Source organism: Lentzea sp. NPDC020367 (assembly GCF_044387305.1).
GTDB lineage: Bacteria > Actinomycetota > Actinomycetes > Mycobacteriales > Pseudonocardiaceae > Lentzea.
In genome coordinates this window covers 1,070,000-1,089,073 of the sequence record NZ_JBIRVV010000002.1, presented here as the reverse complement: position 1 = coordinate 1,089,073, position 19,074 = coordinate 1,070,000, and the positions used below count along the sequence as shown (strand labels likewise).

13 protein-coding genes are annotated in these 19,074 nt (G+C 70.7%); 12 read left to right on the top strand and 1 reads right to left on the bottom strand.

The features are described from left to right. Window positions 1-66 precede the first annotated feature (66 nt). A complete protein-coding gene (locus tag ACH413_RS11605) occupies window positions 67-2,127 on the top strand; it encodes a 2Fe-2S iron-sulfur cluster-binding protein (RefSeq protein ID WP_360031032.1) in 2,061 nt (686 codons plus the stop codon). On the opposite strand, the gene ACH413_RS11600 is transcribed toward ACH413_RS11605, so the two are convergent. Continuing rightward, window positions 2,117-3,088 carry a WYL domain-containing protein gene (locus ACH413_RS11600; protein WP_360031030.1) on the bottom strand — a complete coding sequence of 324 codons (972 nt, stop codon included), beginning with the start codon at window positions 3,086-3,088 and terminating at the stop codon, window positions 2,117-2,119. The genes ACH413_RS11605 and ACH413_RS11600 overlap by 11 nt on opposite strands. A gap of 62 nt (window positions 3,089-3,150) precedes the next feature. Here ACH413_RS11600 and ACH413_RS11595 point away from each other — a divergent pair, with 62 nt between their 5' ends. The 11 genes from ACH413_RS11595 to ACH413_RS11545 all read left to right on the top strand — a co-directional run bounded on the left by ACH413_RS11595 (window position 3,151) and on the right by ACH413_RS11545 (window position 19,056). Beyond that, window positions 3,151-3,612, top strand: coding sequence for a VOC family protein (locus ACH413_RS11595; protein WP_360031028.1), 462 nt, complete (start codon window positions 3,151-3,153; stop codon window positions 3,610-3,612). Window positions 3,613-3,785: 173 nt separating this feature from the next. Next, window positions 3,786-4,796: a beta-ketoacyl-ACP synthase III gene (locus ACH413_RS11590; RefSeq protein ID WP_360031026.1), complete on the top strand. Its 1,011-nt coding sequence runs from the start codon at window positions 3,786-3,788 to the stop codon at window positions 4,794-4,796. A 208-nt stretch (window positions 4,797-5,004) separates the two neighbouring features. After that, window positions 5,005-5,250 (top strand): acyl carrier protein, encoded by a 246-nt coding sequence (locus tag ACH413_RS11585; protein ID WP_360031024.1) that lies wholly within the window; start codon window positions 5,005-5,007, stop codon window positions 5,248-5,250. Next, window positions 5,247-6,470 carry a beta-ketoacyl-[acyl-carrier-protein] synthase family protein gene (locus ACH413_RS11580; RefSeq protein WP_360031023.1) on the top strand — a complete coding sequence of 408 codons (1,224 nt, stop codon included), beginning with the start codon at window positions 5,247-5,249 and terminating at the stop codon, window positions 6,468-6,470. The genes ACH413_RS11585 and ACH413_RS11580 overlap by 4 nt, the downstream gene beginning before the upstream one ends. A gap of 24 nt (window positions 6,471-6,494) precedes the next feature. Further along, window positions 6,495-7,484, top strand: a complete 990-nt coding sequence (locus ACH413_RS11575; protein WP_360031021.1) for a 3-oxoacyl-[acyl-carrier-protein] synthase III C-terminal domain-containing protein — start codon at window positions 6,495-6,497, stop codon at window positions 7,482-7,484. Continuing rightward, window positions 7,478-8,020, top strand: a complete 543-nt coding sequence (locus ACH413_RS11570; protein ID WP_360031019.1) for a carboxymuconolactone decarboxylase family protein — start codon at window positions 7,478-7,480, stop codon at window positions 8,018-8,020. The genes ACH413_RS11575 and ACH413_RS11570 overlap by 7 nt, the downstream gene beginning before the upstream one ends. Continuing rightward, complete coding sequence (locus tag ACH413_RS11565) at window positions 8,017-9,201, top strand: cytochrome P450 (protein ID WP_360031017.1); 1,185 nt, start codon at window positions 8,017-8,019, stop codon at window positions 9,199-9,201. Before ACH413_RS11570 ends, ACH413_RS11565 begins: the two co-directional genes overlap by 4 nt. 125 nt (window positions 9,202-9,326) lie before the next feature. Next, the gene (locus ACH413_RS11560) at window positions 9,327-10,076 is read left to right on the top strand and encodes a protein phosphatase 2C domain-containing protein (protein ID WP_360031015.1); all 750 of its coding nucleotides are present in this window, start codon (window positions 9,327-9,329) and stop codon (window positions 10,074-10,076) included. Next, window positions 10,073-11,272: an FHA domain-containing protein gene (locus tag ACH413_RS11555; protein ID WP_360031013.1), complete on the top strand. Its 1,200-nt coding sequence runs from the start codon at window positions 10,073-10,075 to the stop codon at window positions 11,270-11,272. The genes ACH413_RS11560 and ACH413_RS11555 overlap by 4 nt, the downstream gene beginning before the upstream one ends. Further along, window positions 11,269-12,792 (top strand): serine/threonine-protein kinase, encoded by a 1,524-nt coding sequence (locus ACH413_RS11550; protein WP_360031011.1) that lies wholly within the window; start codon window positions 11,269-11,271, stop codon window positions 12,790-12,792. The genes ACH413_RS11555 and ACH413_RS11550 overlap by 4 nt, the downstream gene beginning before the upstream one ends. Before the next feature lie 105 nt (window positions 12,793-12,897). Beyond that, window positions 12,898-19,056, top strand: coding sequence for an Ig-like domain-containing protein (locus ACH413_RS11545; RefSeq protein WP_360031009.1), 6,159 nt, complete (start codon window positions 12,898-12,900; stop codon window positions 19,054-19,056). Window positions 19,057-19,074: the final 18 nt, after the last annotated feature.

The following is a 19,074-nucleotide window of genomic DNA, read 5'->3' as shown; positions in this document are numbered from 1 at the left end:
GCGGTCTCCTGAACGGGGCGGCAAAAGCGAGTATTCAAGACATGAGCAAAAGCTCATAATAGTGGTATGAGCTGGGAAAACAAGCTGGAAGACGGTCATCTGCTCACGACGGTGGACGAGGTCGAGTCGGTGGTCGGGCGGCCCGCGTCGCTGATCATGTTGAAGCAGCTCAAGGCACTCGACGAGGGATGTGTGGAGGTGCTGTCCCGCAGTCCCGTCGCGGGCTTCGGGTACCGGGACGCGGAGGGCGTGACCACGACGGTCGTCGGCGGCAGGCCTGGTTTCGCGCGGGTGCAGTCGCCGACGCGGATCTCCTTTCCGGTGGACGGATCCGTCGCCGACGGGCCGGCGTCGCTGGTCTTCCTGCTGCCGGGCGTGGGGGAGACGTTGCGGGTCAACGGGGTCGCGCGTGGTGGTGCCGAAGCGATCTTCGACGTCGAGGAGGTGTACGTGCACTGCGCTCAGGCCGTCCTGCGGTCCGGGCTGTGGCAACCGCCCGCACCGGCAGGATCGGCGCCTGAGATCGCCGACGGTCCGCTCGCGCAGGCCGGTGTCGCGGACTTCCTCGTGGCCGCACCGTTCCTGGTGCTGTCCACATGGGACTCGTCGGGTGGGAGTGACACCAGTCCGCGCGGTGACAAGGGATCGGTCGTGCGGATCGTGGACGGCCGCACGCTTCTGCTGGCGGACCGCAAGGGCAACAAGCGCGCCGACTCGTTGCACAACCTGCTGCAGGACGAACGGCTCTCGTTCGCCGCGCTGGTCCCGGGACGGACCGGGGTGCTGCAGGTCCGCGGCCGGGGAAGGATCACCGTCGATCCCGTGCACCTGGAACCGTTGGCGCTGCACGGAACGCCGCCGCACGCCGCGATACTCGTCGACGTCGAATCCGCCGAGTTGGTCGTGAGCGACGCCGTGGCGCGGGCCCGGTTGTGGACCGCGGACGTCGACCGCGACGTGCCGGACCTCATGGCGCTGGCGGGCCGCCATCTGGCCGCCAACACCGGCAGCAGAACGCTCCGGATCATGCGACTGATCCCGGAGAAGTGGCTGCGGGCGGTCATGAACCTGGCCTACCGCTCGGGCCTGCGCAAGGAGGGTTACGAGATCGCGAGCCTCCGGCCCCGTGCCGCCGCAGAGGACCCGTTGCGGGGGGTGCGAGTCGTCGAGGTGCGCCGCGAGACGCCGAGCGCGGTCACGGTGGTGCTGGAGGACGGGAAGCCGTTCGACTTCAGGCCCGGCCAGTTCTTCACGCTGGTGGCCGACATCGACGGCCGTCGGGTGCGCAGGCCCTACTCGGCGTCGTCGGCGCCCGGCTCGTCCCGGTTGGAGGTCACGGTCAAGCAGGTCGGGAGGTTCTCGACCCACGTCCACGGCCTCGCGGTCGGCGACCGGTTGTTCGTGCGCGGCCCGTCGGGTGCGTTCCACCTGCCCGAGGACTCCAGTGCCGGCGTGGTGCTGATCGCGGCGGGCAGCGGTGTGACGCCGATGATGAGCATGATCCGCACGCTCCTCAGCACACCCGGCACGGGGCGAATCGCGTTCCTGTACAGCAATCGCGATGTCGAGGAGACCATCTTCCACGCCGAGCTGGCCACGCTGGGAGAGCAACATCCCGGCCGTCTCTCGGTGACGCACGTGCTGACGTCCCGGGAAGGACGTCTGGACGCTGCCGGCGTGCGGGAGTGGGTCACCGCTCTTGCGTTGCCCAAGGCCAGGTTCTACCTCTGTGGCCCGGAAGCGCTGATGGACACCGTCCGGCAGGCGCTGACCGAACTGAGCGTTCCTGACGAGCACGTCCTCGCCGAGCGGTACGCCAGCGGACCGTCGGCGGCCGTTGTTTCCGATGCGCCGCAACGGATGCGGGTCGAGGACGGCGGGCAACCCGTGGGTGCCGCGGTGGTCGAGCCCGGCCAGACCCTGCTCGACGCGGGACTCGCGGCCGGTCTGCCGATGCCGTACTCATGCACCGTCGGCAGTTGCGGCGAGTGCGTGGTGAAGCTGCTGGGCGGCAGGGTCTCACAGCAGGAGCCCAACTGCCTGACCGCGGAACAGAAAGCCGCCGGACGGGTGCTCGCCTGCACCAGCACGCCGCTGTCCGAGGTCACCGTGGACGTCAAGGGCTGACCGCGGCCCTGGCGGCGCGGCGGGACAGGTCCGCGAACGCGTCACGCAGGGCGGGCGGGCCGATCACCTCGACGTCCGCGTCGAACCGGGCCAGCTTCGCGGCGAGCGCGGCCCACGACCACGCGCCGGTCAGCAGCCTGGTCCGGGTGCCGGCCTCCTCGGCCGTGTCGCCGCCCGCGAACGGGGCCACGTCGGCCAGCGGCAGGTCGAGGATCACCTCGCCGCGGCAGGGCCAGGTGTTGGTGTCGGAGCCCTTGAACCGGGCGGACAGGAACTCGGCGACGTCGCCTCCCGGCACCTCGCGCGGCCGGAAGCGCGGCCCGTTGGGGGTGCGGAGCGTCATGCGGTCGGCGCGGTACGTCCGCCAGTCCTCGCGTTCCGGACTCCACCCGACCAGGTACCAGCGGCCCGCCCGGACCACGAGGTGGTGGGGCTGGACCCGGCGCGGCGGTCCAGGGGTGCTCGGGCGGCCAGGAGCGGCGTAGTCGAACCGCAGCTCCTCGCAGGCCCGGACGGCGGTGCTCAGCGCGAGCAGCAGTTCGGTGTCCACCTGGGGGCCGCGCCCGGCCGGTTCGATCTCCAGCGCGTCGATGCGCTGCCGCAGGCGGGACGGCAGGACCTGGCGGACGGTGGCCAGCGCCCGTGCGGCGGCCTCCTCGATGCCCGCGCCGGTGCCGACGGCGATCCGCAGCGCCACGGCGAGCGCGACGGCCTGGTCCTCGTCGAACAGCAGGGGCGGCACCTGACTGCCCGCTTCGAGGCGGTACCCGCCGTCGGGGCCCTTCACGGCGTGCACGAGGTAACCGAGCTCACGCAGCCGGTCGACGTCGCGGCGGACCGTGCGTTCGCTCACACCCAGGCGCTCCGCCAGCAGACCGCCCGGCCAGTCGCGGCGGACCTGCAGCATGGACAGCAACGACAGCAGGCGACCGGACGTGGTGGTCGAGGCGGCGATCGGCATGCGTTCAGCCTCGCACAAGTAGCGGACGTTCCCTGTCCGCTACTCCTGACAGAGTCCCTCTCATGTCACTCAACGCAGTTACCCACCTGAACTTCCGCGGCCAGGCCAGGGAGGCGCTGGAGTTCTACCGCTCGGTGTTCGGCGGCCAGATCACCGTCATCACGTACGCCGACTTCGGCATGCCCGCCGAGGTGCCCGGCGCCAAGAACGTGGTGTTCGGCGAGGTCGTCGCCGAGAACGGCTTCCGCGTCATGGCCTACGACGTGCCCGGATCCGGCGAGCCGGTCGCGCCCGGCGAGCCCACCACGCGCCGGGTGAACGGCACCACGGTCACCGAGGAGCCCTTCTTCCTGTCCGTGCGCGGCGAGACCGTCGACGAGGTCGCCCCGGTCTGGGCAGGGCTCGCCGAGGGCGCCACGGTGATCGAGGAGTTCGGCCCAGCGCAGTGGGCGCCCGCCTTCGGGATGCTGGCCGACCGGTTCGGCGTCACGTGGATCGTCGACGTCGCGGTGGCCCACGTCTGAGGCCTGCAGGGGGCGGGTTCACCCCCGCCCCCGCGGTCTGCCTGGACCGGTCCAGGAAAGCTGAAATCCTTTCAACGGAACAACTCCGTCTCGTAGATGGGAAACGACGCCGCGCTTCCGCCCTGTACGTTCAATCTCATCCCCCTTTGAGGCTGTGAGAAAGAGGACGCACGGTGAGTGAGCACACGCATCGCCCGGTACCGGTGCTGGAGGCCGTGGCCGGAATCGTGCCGCCACGGGTCGTGTCCAATGAGGACCTTCCGGCGCACTGGGACACGAACGATGTCTGGGTTCGCCGCCGGACGGGGATCGGTACGCGGCACTGGGTCGACGAGGGCACGTCGACGGGCGATCTCGCGCTGGCCGCGGCGCAGGCGGTGCTGGCGAAGAGTCCTGCCGGTGACGTGGACGCCGTGGTGGTGGCCACGTCGACGCCGGACCACCCGATGCCCGGGATGGCTCCGGTGCTGGCCACGCGGCTGGGGCTGGGCGGGGTGGCGGCCTTTGACGTGTCCGCGGTCTGCACCGGCTTCGTGTACGGGCTGGCCACGGCCAGCGGGATGATCGCGGGCGGTATCGCGCGGCGGGTGTTGCTGGTGGCGGCGGACGTCTACTCGACGCTGATCTCGCCGGACGACCGCGGTGCCGGTGTGGTGTTCGGGGACGGGGCCGGTGCGGTGATCCTGCGCGCGGGCGAGTCCGGTGAGCCGGGCGAGGTGCTGGGGTTCGACCTCGGCAGCGACGGTGCGGGCCATGACCTCATCACCGTGCCCGGCGGAGGTGCGCGCGGACGGGCGGAGCCGGGACGGTACGGGTCCGAGGACTGCCATTTCCGGATGAGCGGGCGCGAGGTCTTCCAGCACGCCGTCACTCGAATGACTGAATCTTCCCTTGCCGCACTGAAGAACGTGGGCTGGACCACGTCGGAAATCGACCGCGTCGTCGCCCATCAGGCCAACGCCAGGATCCTTTCCCTGGTGGGCCAGCGACTGTCCATTTCGGACGAGAAGGTCCTCGGCAACATCAGTCGCGTCGGCAACACCGGTGCCGCCTCCATCCCGCTCGCGCTGGCCGACGCCGTGGCCCGCGACGAGATCCACGCGGGAGAGAAGGTGCTGCTCACCGCGTTCGGCGGCGGGTTCACCTGGGGGTCGGCCACCCTCGTGTGGCCCGAGGTCGTTTAATTCCGTTCGACCCGCGTTCAGTCCACATGGGACAGTCGCTCCGGCGATGACTCTTTGAGGTGCAGGGAATCCGGAACGGGTGCGTATCAGAAGGCTTGGGGACCCCGTTCGCCCCAGGGGCCTGGACCAAGATCACGTATGTACGCTCCCGCACCGTGGCCGCCAAGCGGTCAAGACATCCCCCACTGCTGAACGCGGGAGTTCCACCATGTCCTCGAACGCTGCCCTGATCACGATGCTGACGGACAAGTTCCACGTGCCGGCCCAGGACATCACCCCCGAGTCGACCCTCGACGACCTCGACATCGACTCGCTGGCGCTGGCGGAGCTCTCGCTCACGCTGCAGGACCAGCTCGGCGTGAAGATCGAGGAGCACGAGGCCACCAAGGACACGACGGTGGCCGAGCTCACGGCCACGATCGACGCCAGGCTCGACGCGGCACCTGCGCTGTGACAACGGGTTCTCCCTCGATCGCCGTCACCGGCCTGGGGATGATCACCCCGGCCGGGGACGGGTGTCCGGCGACCTGGGCCGGGGTGCGCGCCGGTGTCTCCACCGCCGCGACCGACACCCAGCTGAAGGGCATGCCGGTCGACTTCTCCTGCCGGGTACCGGATTCCGCCGACCCGGCGCCGCGGATCGGCCGCAAGTCCTGGCGCATGCCGAGGTTCGCGCAACTGGCCGTCGTGGCCGCGCGCGAAGCCGTCGCCGACGCCGGTCTCGACCCCGCGACCTGGGACGGTGCCAGGGTCGCCGTCGTCATCGGGTCCGGGCTCGCCGGGGTCTCGCACCTCGAAGAACAGACCCTCCGGCTGCATCAGGCAGGCCCGGAAAGGGTTTCCGCGATGCTGGTGCCGCAGCTCATCTCCAACATGGCGGCGGGCGAGGTGTCGCTCGACCTCGGTGCGCGCGGACCGTCGCTCGCGACGGAGACGGCCTGTGCTTCCGGTGCCACGGCGATCGCGGTGGCCAGGGACCTGTTGCGGTCCGGCACGTGCGACATCGCCATCGCGGGCGGCACGGACACCGCCGTCACGCCGGTGATCACGACCGGCTTCCACCAGCTGGGTGCGTTGTCCCGCAGGGTGGACGAGCCGTCCGCCGCGTCCCGGCCGTTCGCCGCGGACCGCGACGGGTTCGTCATCGCCGAAGGTGCCGCGGTGCTCGTGCTGGAACGGGCGGAGGACGCCCAAGCGCGGGGTCGTCGCGGGCACGCGGTGCTCGGCGGCACCGGGATGACCTCGGACGCCTTCCACCCCACGGCTCCCGATCCCGACGGCAGAGGCGCCGAGGCCGCATTGCGTGCGGCACTGGCAGATGCGGGTCTCACCGCGTCCGACGTCGACCACGTCAACGCGCACGGCACGTCGACGCCGAAGAACGACGCGGCCGAGGCCTCCGTCATCGAACGGGTCCTGCCGCACGGCCCGAGCGTCACCTCCGCCAAGGGCGTGCTCGGGCACACCCTCGGTGCGGCCGGGGCGATCGAGGCCGCGCTCACCGTGCTGAGCATCCGCGACGGTGTCGCGCCGCCGATCGCCAACCTCGTCGCGCCGGAGTTCGGCATCGACTGCGTCACCGGCGCCGAGCGTCCACAAAGGATCCAGGCGGCCGCGAGCCACTCGTTCGGCTTCGGCGGGCACAACGTCGTCCTCGTCTTCCACGCCATCTGATCCTGCGAAATCCCTGGAAGAGCTATGTACAGCGCGATCGCGCACGCCGCCGTCCACATCCCGGCCGGTAGGCAGACGGTGTCCGACGCCGAGGACCGGTTCCGGGCGGACAACCCCGGAATCTCGATGTCCCGAGGCGTGCTGCACCACATGTACGGCCTGCTCGAACGCACCGTGGCCGATGCGGAGGACCAGCCGTCCGACCTCGCGGTCCGCGCCGCGCGGACGGTGCTGGAGCAGCACGGCACGGCCCCGGCCGACGTCGATCTGCTGATCTACACCGGAATTCTCGCCGACATGGAGGAACCGGCCACCGCGCACGTGGTCGCCGAGAAGCTCGGCCTGAGCGCACCGGTCTTCGACCTCAAGAACGCGTGCAACGGTGTCCTCAACGGAATCGAGGTCGCCGACGCGTTCATCCGCGCCGGGCAGTACCGGCGGGTGCTCGTCGTGTCGGCCGAGGTGAGCACGCGGGAAACCCGCCGCACGCTGGAGAACCCGAAGGACGTGCTGGTCGCGTTGCCGAGTCTGAGCACCGGCGACATGGGCTCCGCGGTGCTGGTGGAGGCCAGGGAACGGCCTGGGATTCTCGGGTCCCGGTTCTTCGCGAACTCGTGGGGCTGGGAGGCGGCCACGTTGCCCAACCCGTACGCGAACAACCGCGTCATGGGGCACCTGCGGATCGACTCGGCGAAGCTGGTGGCGTCGTTCGACGGCATGGCGGACCGCATCGGGCAGGCCATGACGGAGATCGGCGTCAAGCCGGGCGATCTCGACTTCGCCTGTGTACACCAGCCCTCGGTGGCGTTCACCAGGCTCGCCTGCGAGTGGGCAGGGGTGACGGCGAACCAGATCATCCCGACCTTCGCCGCGCACGGCAACGTCGCCACGAACACCATCCCCCTGCAACTGGCCACGGCGCTGGAGACCGGCCGGCTCAAGAGCGGTGACCTCGTCGGCCTGTTCGGGTACGCCAGCGGGGCCAGCGTCGGTGTGATGGTGTGCGAATGGTGAACGCGCGCCTGGCGCCCGTGCCGCAATCGCAGTGGCCCCAACCACTTCAGGCCGTGCTGGAGAACTCCAGCGCGGACGGCTCGGGCCGGGAGAACCTGTTCGGCACGCTCGCACACCATCCGCAGCTGGCCTACGCATGGCTCGGGCTCGCGAAACTGCTGACGCACAACGGGCTACTACCCGCAAGGACGCGGGAGCTGGTGGTTCTGCGCACTTCGCACCGCCACGGCTCCGCGTTCGTCTGGGCCAGGCACGAGCAGCACGCTCGTGAGAAAGGCCTGAGCCAGGCCGAGATCGCGGCCATCAGCGCTCCCGGCACTCATCCGTGGTCTGCCGAGGACCACACCGTGCTGACGGCGGTGGACGAGCTGGTCGATCGGGCGGACCTGTCCGACGACAGCTGGCACCGCCTCTCGGCGTTGCTCGACGAACCCCAGATCATCGAACTGCTGATGGTCGTCGGCCAGTGCGTGACGGTCGGCATGACCCTGCGCGCCCTGCGAACCCCGTTGCAAGCAAAGGAAACGTCATCGTGACGACCGCACTCGCCACCACGTTGCCGGGCACCTACGGCAGTTGCCCGTTCGACCCGCCGCCGGCCTACGAGCGTGCCGCCGAAGCGGGAGCGATCACCAGGGCGGTGCTGCCGGACGGGTCGCCGTGCTGGCTGGTGACCGGCTACCACGAGGTGCGGACGGTCCTCGCCGACCAGCGGTTCAGCGCGGACGCCCGCACGCCGGGTTTCCCGTTCCTCTCGCCCACGCAACGGAAACTGGCCACCGCGAAGCCGAGCTTCATCAGGATGGACGACCCGGAGCACGCCCGGCTGCGCAAGATGGTCAGCCGGGACTTCCTGGTGAAGCGCGTCGAGGCGATGCGCCCCGACATCCAGCGGATCGTCGACGACGCCGTCGACGGGATGATCGACCGCGGCGCGCCCGCCGACCTGGTGGGCGACTTCGCCCAGCCGATCCCGTCGCTGGTGATCTGCCTGATGCTCGGCGTGCCGTTCGCCGACCACGGCTACTTCCAGGGCCTCAGCGCGACGTTGCTGGACAACACGATCAGCGACGAGCAGGCCACGGCGACGCACGTCGAGCTGATGACGTACCTGGCGGGCCTCGCCGAACGCAAGCGGGCCGAGCCCGGTGACGACATCCTGAGCAGGCTCGTCGAGCGCGACGACCTGAGCCCCGCCGAGGTCGCGTCGATGGGCTTCATGCTCCTGGTCACCGGCCACGAGACCACGGCCAACCAGACCGCCATGGCCGTGCGCGCGCTGCTCGCCAACCCGGAGCAGCTCGCGCGCTTTCAGGCCGGCCCGGAGGCCGCCGTCGAGGAACTCCTGCGCTACCTCACCCTCGTCCACACCGGTCTCGGCCGGGCGGCCACGGAGGACGTCGAGATCGGCGGCGTCCTCGTCCGCGCGGGGGAGGGCCTGATCTGCATGATCTCCACCGCGAACCGCGACGAGGAGCAGTTCGGCACCGACGCGTGCGAGCTCGACGTGACGCGCGATGCCAAGCGGCACATGGCGTTCGGCCACGGCACGCACCTGTGCCTCGGCCAGGCGCTGGCCCGCGTCGAGCTGCGGATCGCGCTCGAGACGCTGTTCCGCCGCATGCCGGGCCTGCGGCTCGCCGTCGCCGAAGAGGACCTCGTCTACACCGCCGACAAGATCGTCTACGGACTGAGGTCGCTGCCCGTCACGTGGTGAGTGCATCGCTGCTCGCGGCCCAGACGTTTCCGTTTTTTCGTGGTCACTTTTTGTCCCTGATTCCGCATAACGCTTCGTGAACGCCGAGCGATGAGAGGTCCGAACGGCGGAGCGGAGGTGGTGCGGTGAGCGCGGTGCTGGCGGGCGTCGCCACGCATCCCGGTGTGGTGCGGGAAGTCAACGAGGACAGCGCGATCGCGGGCAGGCAGATCTTCGCGGTCGCCGACGGCGTGGGCGGGCACGCGGCCGGTGAGGTCGCGAGCGCGCTGCTCGTCGCGTGCCTGCGGGACCTGGACCAGCAGGACGTGCCAGGGCCGGAGGACGTGCGTGCCACGCTGTCCGCCGCGGGCAGGACGCTGGAGGAGGCCGACCACGGTGGCATGACGACGGTCGCGGGGATCGCGCTCGTCACGCTGTCCGACCGGCCGCACTGGGTCGTGTTCAACGTCGGTGACTCGCGGGTCTACCGGTTCGACGGCGCGGGGCTGACGCAGCTCACCGTCGACCACTCCGAGGCGCAGGAACTCGTCACGGCCGGGCTGCTGACCGCGGCCGAGGCCAGGAACTACCCGCGCCGCAACGTCGTCACCCGCGTGCTCGGCAAGGTGGGCATCGGCGATCCCGACCTGTGGTTGTTCCCGCCGCGCGTCGGCGAACGGTTCGTGATCTGCACCGACGGGCTGACGAACGAGCTTGCCGACGACGAGATCGAAGAGGTCCTCCGGCAGCACGCCGACGCGAAGGACGCGGCCGCCGTGCTGGTGGAACGCGCGGTGGCGGCTCAGGCGCGGGACAACGTGACCGCGCTCGTGGTCGACCACCTCGTCGTGGTGGAGACGTCCAGCTGTGACACGGCACCTCGGAGCCCGCGATGACCGAGGTCGAGTACGTGCCGGGCACGTGGGTCGCGGTCGTGGGGGAGCGCACGTGGCTCCTGCTGGCCGTGACGCCCGAGTCCGCACTCGTGCGCCGTTGCTGGGAGTTGGTGCGGTCCGACGAACCGCTGGACGAGGTGCTCGCCGCGATCGTCCTCGAGGGTTTTCGCGCGGTGAGCGGCTTCGCGCTGCTGACCGCGAACCGCGCGGTGGTGCGAGGTGAGGCACGGCTGCAGGTCATGAACGCGGCCGGCGCCGTCGAGGAGATCACCGCGGCGGGCGTGGGGACGTGGGTCGATCGCAACCTCGACGATGTCGCCCGGCTTCGTGTGGTGGCCGGTGCGAGTGGGCCGGGGCTGCCCGTGCGCGCTGGAGTGGTGCTCGCGAACGAGCTCCTGGTCGCCGTGTCCGACGCTGCGCCGCAGTCGGTTCCGGTGCCGCAGCCGGTACCGCAATCGGTTCCGGTGCCGCAGCCGGTACCCGTGTCCGCGCCGGTCGAGCAGCCCGTTGTGCAGCAGGAAGAAGCGGTCGAGCTGACCGTCGTGCGTGAGCAACCCTCGCCACCACCGGCGCCACCGCAGATCACCCAGGTCACCGGCGTGATCCAGTCGTTCGACTGGGCACCCCAGAACACCCCGGCGCCGGCGCCCACGCCCGCGCAACCGGTCCGGCAACCCGTGACGGAGACCGTGCTGCGCACGACCATGTTGTCCCCCAACGACACCCAGCTGTTGCAAGGCAGGAAGGACCTGGTGCGGGCGAAGAAGTGCCCGGCCGGTCACCTCAGCTCGGACTACGCCGTGTACTGCCGGGTGTGCGAGGTTCCGCTGCCGGAGCAGGTCGCCGCGATGCTGCCCGTGCCGGTGCTCGGGTTGCTGCGACTGTCCAACGGGGACACGATCTCGCTCGACCGCAACGTCGTGATGGGCCGCGATCCCAGCGGTGACCGCGGCGGCGTGAACCTCGTGCAGGTCGGCAGGGAGAACGACACGGAGATCTCCCGGACCCATGTGGAGATCCGGCCGGCGAACTGGGACGTGCTGGTGCGCGACCTCGGTTCGATGAACGGCACCAGCATCTCGCGGCCGGGTTGCCCGCCGGAGAAGCTCGCCCCGCACATCGACGAGATCCTCTACCCCGGCACCCGCGTGACGCTCGGCGACCAGTTCTTCTTCGTCTTCGAGGTGAGCGGATGACCCTGGGACCCCCGGCCATCCCGCACTTCGAGTACCGCGGCGACATCGGCGGCGGCGGTTTCGCGATGGTGTACCGCTACTACCACCACAAGCTCAAGCGCGACGTCGCGGTGAAGGTGCCCAAGGCGACCGGCCTGTCCGACGACGTGCGGGAGCGGTTCATCGCCGAGGGCGAGTCGATGGCGGAACTGGGCAACCACCAGAACGTCGCCACGGTCTACGACACGGACACCGCGGCCGACGGGCGCCCGTTCCTGGTGATGGAGTACTGCCCCGGCGGCGATCTCGCGAAGCTCTCGGCCGCGGCGCCGTTGCCGGTCGGCGACGTGCTCGACATCGGCGTGCAGATCGCGTGCGCGGTCGAGACTGCGCACGAACGCCGGATCCTGCACCGCGACATCAAACCGGCGAACGTGCTCATGAACGAGTACGGCAAGCCGTGTCTCACCGACTTCGGCATCGCCGGCCGCTTCGCCGAGAACGACGCGGAACGCCAGGTGATGTTGTCCGTGCCGTGGTCGGCGCCGGAGCTGCTCACCGGCGCTGCCAAGGAGAAGAACGCCGTCCTGACGGAGGTGTTCTCGCTCGGGGCCACGTTGTGGCACCTGATCGTCGGGCACTCGCCGTTCATGCCGCCCGGCGTCGACAACTCGATCGAGGCCGTCGACCGGCGGATCGTGTCCGGCTGGCTGCCGTCCGGGCTGCCCGCGCCGGAGGACCTGCGGCGATTGCTGTTGGGCGCCATGGCGACCGAGCCGGAGGAACGGCCGCTGTCGGCGCTGAAGCTGGCCCTCGGCCTGCAACGAATCCAGAAGGCGCAACGGTACGGCGAGACCGCGCTCGTGCTGATGCCCGCCTTGGCGCCCCGCAGACAACCGGCGCCCGCCGCCGCTCCCGCGTTCGTGCCGCCCCCACCGCCGGTCGCGCCGCCGACGCAACGCAAGATGTTCACGTCTCCGCTTCCGGCGAGCTCGGCGCCACATACTTTGGTGCGGAGGGAAACTTCGCCGCTTCCGGCGAGCTCGGCGCCACACACCGTGGTGCGCAAGGAAACTCCGCCGCCTCCGGCGATCCACCAACCGCCGCTGAAGCAGCCCGATCAGCCGGTCCGCCTGCGCTGGCCCCACTACGCGGCGGGCGCGCTGGCGACAGCCGCGATCGTGGGCGTGGGCGTGTTCCTGTTGTCCGGTCAGGAAAAGCAGGGCAACGGACCGGCCGTGAGCACGGTCGCCGACGACGGTTCCGGCCAGAACGCGGGCGCGGACAACGCACCGCCCGGCAGGCCCGCGATCACCGCGACGAGACTGGACGCGAAAACTGTCCGTTTCACTTGGAATTATTCGGCTCAGCAAGCGACGGACACGTTCTCCTGGCGCACTTCCGACGACACCCGCACCGGCGTCGCGAAGGAACCGCAGGTGGACGTCGAGGGCCCGCAACCCCTTTGCCTGCAGGTCAAAGTGGTGCGCGCGGACGGCAGCAACGCGACCGCGGACTGGTCGCAGGAGAGCTGCGGATAATTCTTCGTCGGCAATCGGGTGATTGCTGCAACGAATTCGTGGATCGGCCCGATAGGCGGTTGACGGAACCGCCGATGAGGGAACGCGACCTCTGCGAGGGGAACAGTGGGATTCTTCCGAAAGCACCGGACCACGCTCGCGTCCGGAACGGTGCTCGTTCTCGCGGCCGCCTCGCTCGTCGCCTACGCGTTCTCGTCGAACGGCAATCCGGTCCGCCAGGTCGATCTCAACGACGGCGGGGTGTGGGTCACCAGTGACCGCGACGGATTGTTCGGAAGGCTCAACAAACCCGTCGGTTCGCTGGACGCCGCGATCAACCCGCCGGGCGGAGCGCAGCAGAACTACCAGCTGGACATCGTTCAGGACGCCGCCGCGGTGGTCGCGCGGGACCGGGCGGGCGGCAAGCTCTACCCGGTCGACGTCGCCCGTTCGGTGACACTGGGTGATCACGGACTGGTGCTGCCCAGCGGTGGCCAGGTCGCGCTCGCGGGCGGCACGCTCGCGGTGCTCGACCCCGCCGCGGGCAAGGTCTGGGCGAGCCGCGTCGACGTCGACGCCGGCGTGAGCGCGCTGGACCACCTGAGCCAGGAGTCCCCACCGCTCGCCACGCTCGACGGGGCCGATGCCGCCGCACTCGCCGTGGGACTGGACGGCACCGTGCACGCCGTGTCCGCCAACGGCCGCACGGTGAAGGTGACACCGGCCGAGACCGGATTCGCCGAGCCCGCGTACGGCAAGCTCGCGTCCACGCCCAAGGCACCGAGGATCACCGCCGTGGGCGCGGAGGCGGTCGTGCTCGACGCCGAGTCCGGCACGCTCTTCCTCCCCGGCCGCGCGGCGCAGGCCGGCCGCGAGTCCGTGCTCCAGCAGGCAGGACCGGCCGCCGACGCGGTCGTCGTGGCCACCAAGGGCCAGCTCAAGACGTTCGACCTCGACGGTGACGGCACGGCGACGCTGCACGAGGGCGTGGACGGCGCCCCGGCCGAACCCGTGCGGCTCGGCGAGTGCGTGCACGCCGCGTGGGCCGGCGCGTCCGGCGGCTACTTCCGCTCGTGCGGCGGCCAGAAGGCGTCGGCCGGCAACCTCAAGGACGCGAAAGCGCTGGTCCAGCCGGTGTTCCGGATGAACCGCAGGGCGATCGTGCTCAACGACGTCGCGACCGGCGCGGTCTGGGACCTCGGCACCCAGAACAAGGTCGACGACTGGCAGTCGGTGCGCCCGCCGCCCGAGCAGAAGCCCAGCGACAAGGACAAGAACGACAACACCACCGAGTCGGCGAAGGACAAGCCGCCGAAAGCCGCCGACGACACGCTCGGCGCGCGACCCGGCCGCACGACGGTGCTGCACGTGCTCGACAACGACTCCGACCCCGCCGGCAACATCCTGTCCGTCACGGCCGTGAGCGACCTCGACCGCAAGGACGCCGGGCTCGCGATCGCCCCCGATGGCCAGACCGTCGAGGTGACGCTGCCGGAGCAGGCCCAGGACGTGCACTTCAAGTACACGGTCGACGACGGCAAGGGCCTCAACGCGACGGCCGCGGTCACCGTGCAGGTGCGCACCGAGGCGCAGAACGAGGCACCGGCCGTGCGCAAGGGCGCGGAGCCGCACGAGTGGTCGGTCGCGTCGGGCGGCCGGTTGACGCTGCCGGTGCTCGCGGACTGGCGCGACTTCGACGGCGACCCGGTCGTGCTCGTCGAGGCCGGCGCCAAGGCCGGTGTCGCGACCACGACCAACAGCGGGTTCGTCGAGTACGCGGCCCCGATCGAGGCCGGTCAGCAGACGATCGACTACAAGGCCACCGACGGCATCGCCGAACCCGTGGCCGGCGCGGAACGCGTGCGCGTCCTCGACCCGGCCGCGCCCACCGCGTTGCCGCCGGTCGCCCGCCCGGACGTGGCACGCGGCCAGGTCGGCACGCCCGTGCTCGTCCGCCCGCTGGAGAACGACCTCCCCGGCGCCGACCCCGTCGACCCGTCGGCCGAACTGCGGCTCGCCGCCGACGTGGCACCGCTCGCGGGCGTCACGGTCACGACGGACACCAAGACCGGGCTGGTGACGCTGACCGCCACCAAACCGGGCACCTACCCGCTCGACTACACCGCCGCGTTCGGCAACGCGCCGTTCGCGAAGGGCGCCATCCGCGTCGACGTCACCGCCGCTCCCGAGACGCCGCTGCCGCCGGTCGCGATGCCCGACAACGCGGTCGTGCGCGGCCAGGAACCGGTCGTGGCCGACGTGCTGGCCAACGACTTCAGCCCCGCCGGATCGGTCCTCGGCGTGCAGCACGCGGAGAGCACCACCGGGCAGTTGGAGGTCGCCGTCGTGAAGGGCCGGTGGCTGCGGATCAACGCGACCGCGCCCGCCCTCGACCGCAACCCGCAGGTCGTGCGCTACACCGTGACGGACGGCGTGACCGGCCCGATCACCGGCGAGGTCACCGTCACCCAGCTCCCGCCGCCCGCCGACGACACCCCGGTGCCCAAGGACGACCGCGCGTCGGCCCGTGCCGGCGACTCGGCGACGATCCCGGTGCTGGACAACGACATCTCACCCGCTGGAGCGCCGCTCTCCCTGCAGTCGAACGTGCAGGGCGCGCCGGGTACCGGCAGGCTGACCGTCACAGCGCGGGACGGCCGCAAGGACCCCGGCACCGCCTACGTCTCCGGCGACGTCGTCCGCTACCTCGCGCCCGACCGCCTCGACACCCCGTTCGTCGCCGAGGTCTCGTACGTGGTGCAGAACCCGGACGGCGACCAGGCCGTCGGCCGCGCGCACGTCACGGTGAACCCGGCGCCGACCCCGGCCAACCCGAACCAGCCGCCCGCTCCCGAACCCGTCGAGGTGCGGGCCGTCGCGGGCGACCGGGTGACGATCACCATCCCGTCCAGCGGCGCCGACCCGGACGGCGACTCGGTCGCGGTCACCGGCATCGCGTCCGCTCCGAAGCTCGGGCGGGTCGTCGGGATCGCCAGCACCTCGCTCACCTACGAGGCGTTCCCGACGTCCAACGGCACCGATACGTTCGGCTTCATCGTCACCGACACCTACGGCCGCGAAGGGCAGTCGCTGATCCGCGTCGCCGTGGTACCGCCGGGCGACCCGCAGCCGCCGGTCGCCGTGGACGACGTCGTGACGGCCGCACCCGGCGCGCGCCTCGCGGTGAACGTGCTGGTCAACGACGTGCGGGCGCCCGGCGACACGATCACCGTCGAGCCGCTGAGCACGCGCAACCCGTCGTTGCCCGGTGACGTCAAGGCGCAGGACGGGCGGATCGAACTGACCGCGCCGGACCTGACCGGCAAGCCGCTGGTGATCACCTACGGCATCACGAACGGCCTGGGGCAGCCGTCCATCGCGACGCTGACCGTGCGCAGCCGGGAGGACTACGCGATCCCGCCGGTCGCGGGTGAGCTGTTCCCGGTGGCGAAGAAGGAGGACAGCACCATCGAGGTGGATCTCGGCCCCGCGATCGCCGACCCGGACGGTCCCGCGGACAAGCTGGAGATCACCAAGGTCTTCCACGACCAGGCCAAGGTGTCCGGCCGCAAGGTGACGGTGCCGGTCGGAGACCACCCGCGCACCCTCGCCTACGAGGTCAAGGACGCGTCCGGCGCGACCGCGGCCGGCCTGATCCACGTGCCGTCCAAGGGGACCGGAGCGCCTCGTGCGATCCCGGACAAGCTGATCTCCGTACCGGCAGACGGTTCGACGTCCGTGCAGGTGAAGGACTACGTCGAGGTGCCCTCGGGCAAGCAGCCGAAGCTCACGACCGTCGACAAGGTGACGGCCGCGCCCGCGACCGGGCTGGAGGTTCGCAACGAGGGCGACACCGGCCTGGTCCTGACCGCACGCGGTGGCTACACCGGACCGGCCGCGGTGACGTTCGAGGTCACCGACGGCAACTCGCTCACCGACCCCGAGGGCAAGTTCGCCCTGATCACGGTGCCGGTGCAGGTCGGCCCGGACACCCCGGTGCTGCGCTGTCCCGCGTCGGCGTTGACCGTCGTCGAGGGCGGGCTGCCGGTGAAGGTCGACGTCACCGCCGTGTGCCACGTGTGGGTCGCGGACCGCTCCAAGCTCGGTGACGTCCGGTACTCGGCGGCCTGGGCGGAACAACCCGACGGCGTCTCGCTCGAAGGCTCCGGCGAACGCGTCCTGACCGTCACGGCGGCGGGCGGCGCGAAGCCCGGCACGACCGGAACGATCGAGGTCAGCGCGGGCGACGGGCCGAAGGGCAAGATCGCGGTCAAGGTCGCGGCCGCCCCACCGCCCACCGTCGCCCCGGTGACGCTGGACGGCGTGAAGGCCGGTGACACGGCCACCGTCGACCTCGTCTCGTACGTGCGTTCGCAGCTGCGTGACCCGAAGATCTCGGTCGCCTCCGTGAACCAGATCGGCGGTGCTGCGGCTAGCGCGAGCAACGACGGTTCGACCGTGCGCATCACACCGAACGGCGACGCGCACGGCGCCATGGACTTCAACGTCGTCGTGACCGACGTCGCCGACACCAGCCGTGAAGACCGCAAGGTCACCGGCCGGATCAGGCTGAACGTGCTCGGCGTACCCGACGCGCCCGGCACCCCGGCGCCCGGCCGCACGGTGCTGAGCAAGGTCGTCGAACTGTCGTGGAGCACGCCGTCCGGCAACGGCGCGCCGATTGACTCCTACGAGGTCGACTACGGCCGTGGCAAGCAGGTGTGTTCCGCCTCGCCGTGCACGATCAACGGCCTGTCCAACGGCACGGAGTACACGTTCACCGTGCGCGCGCACAACCTCGTTGGTTGGGGCAAACCCAGTGGCGCGTCCGCACCCGCACAGCCGAACACGGTGCCAGGAGCGGTGTCCGGGCTGAGCACGTCCACGCCGCGTGACGGTTCGTTGCAACTGAGCTGGGTCGCGGCGCCGAACGAGGGCACGCCCGTGCTGCGGCACGAGATCTCGTGGTCCGGTGGCGGTCGCACGACGGCACCGGGCGGTGCAACGGGCGTGACGGCTAGCGGACTCGACAACGACGCGAAGACCGTCTTCACCGTCATCGCGGTCAACTCGCAGGGCCCCGGCCCGGCGGTCACCGTCGAAGGACAGTCGGCGGGGGCACCGCAGGCCCCGGCGGCGCCGTCGTTCACCGCGACGAACGCCGCGAACGCGCAGACCCGTGCCGTCACGGTGTCGTGGGGCGCGGTCGGAGCCAACGGACCCGGCCCGACCACCTACACGCTCACCCGCACCGGCGGCGGCACCAAGACCGTCTGCACCAAGGTCACCGCCACCACCTGCCTCGACGACGGCCTGCAGAACGACGGCACGATCTACAGCTACACCGTCGTCGCCGCGAACGCCGCCGCCGAGTCCGAACCTGCCGGCCACACCTCGCCGGCCAGCGCCGCGGCCCAGATGGAGGCGACCGCGACCCCGGACCCGATCACCGGGTTCACCGCGACGCCCACCGGCTCGGACGGGCAGGCGACGCTGCGGTTCGACGCGCCGGCCTCGCACGGCAAGTCCAACACCGTGAGCTGCACCTGGTCCGGTGGCTCGTGCGGCACCTGGACCTACCCGACCGGCGGGCAGGGCGGAGCGACGCAGACGATCACCGGGCTGCCGAACGGGCAGCCGGTGACGATCAACCTGCAGGCGTGCAACGGCAGCGGCGGCGGTGCCTATGCGGGCAACCCGTGCAACAGCGCCGTTTCCGCCGGGGTGACGACCTACGGGCCGATGCGCGACCTCGTGCTGAACACGTCCACGAGCAACACGGTCGTCAACTTCTCCGTGTCGGTGAACCCGAACGGCAAGCCCGCGAACGTCCAGGTGACCACGAGCCGTGGCTTCAACCAGTCGTTCACGACCGGTGTGGGCGGGTGGAGCTGGTCGGGCAGCCAGGACGTCGGCTACTCACAGACGGTGACCGTGACGGTGACGGTGTCTGATGCGGGCAGGCCGACGCTGAGCCAGTCCCAGCAGCAGACGACCCCGACGCCGCCACCCACGGTAACCGTCTTCAAGGGCGGCCCGTGCCCTGCGGGAGGGTGCGTAGGCACGGTGGGGTCCTGCAAGTCGGCGGATTGCGCATACATCGGAGTGCAGACGGCGAATTTCCCCGGCAGGGTGACTTGCAGTTTCAGCAGCAGCGCGGGTGGCGGGTTCTTCAACGAGAACTTCGGGCCGAATGAGCGCAGACAGACGAACAATTTCTTCGGATTCAAAAATCAGACGGTCACAGCCACCTGTGGCGGTGTCTCGGGATCGATCGTCTGGTGACCACGCGAACAGTGAAGG

Excerpts from the sequence above, each read along its gene's own strand:
- ACH413_RS11595 (WP_360031028.1), top strand. The coding sequence starts at position 3,151 with ATGTCACTCAACGCAGTTACCCACCTGAACTTCCGCGGCCAGGCCAGG.
- ACH413_RS11600 (WP_360031030.1), bottom strand. The coding sequence starts at position 3,088 with ATGCCGATCGCCGCCTCGACCACCACGTCCGGTCGCCTGCTGTCGTTG.
- ACH413_RS11605 (WP_360031032.1), top strand. The coding sequence starts at position 67 with ATGAGCTGGGAAAACAAGCTGGAAGACGGTCATCTGCTCACGACGGTG.
- ACH413_RS11570 (WP_360031019.1), top strand. The coding sequence starts at position 7,478 with ATGGTGAACGCGCGCCTGGCGCCCGTGCCGCAATCGCAGTGGCCCCAA.
- ACH413_RS11550 (WP_360031011.1), top strand. The coding sequence starts at position 11,269 with ATGACCCTGGGACCCCCGGCCATCCCGCACTTCGAGTACCGCGGCGAC.
- ACH413_RS11575 (WP_360031021.1), top strand. The coding sequence starts at position 6,495 with ATGTACAGCGCGATCGCGCACGCCGCCGTCCACATCCCGGCCGGTAGG.
- ACH413_RS11555 (WP_360031013.1), top strand. The coding sequence starts at position 10,073 with ATGACCGAGGTCGAGTACGTGCCGGGCACGTGGGTCGCGGTCGTGGGG.
- ACH413_RS11585 (WP_360031024.1), top strand. The coding sequence starts at position 5,005 with ATGTCCTCGAACGCTGCCCTGATCACGATGCTGACGGACAAGTTCCAC.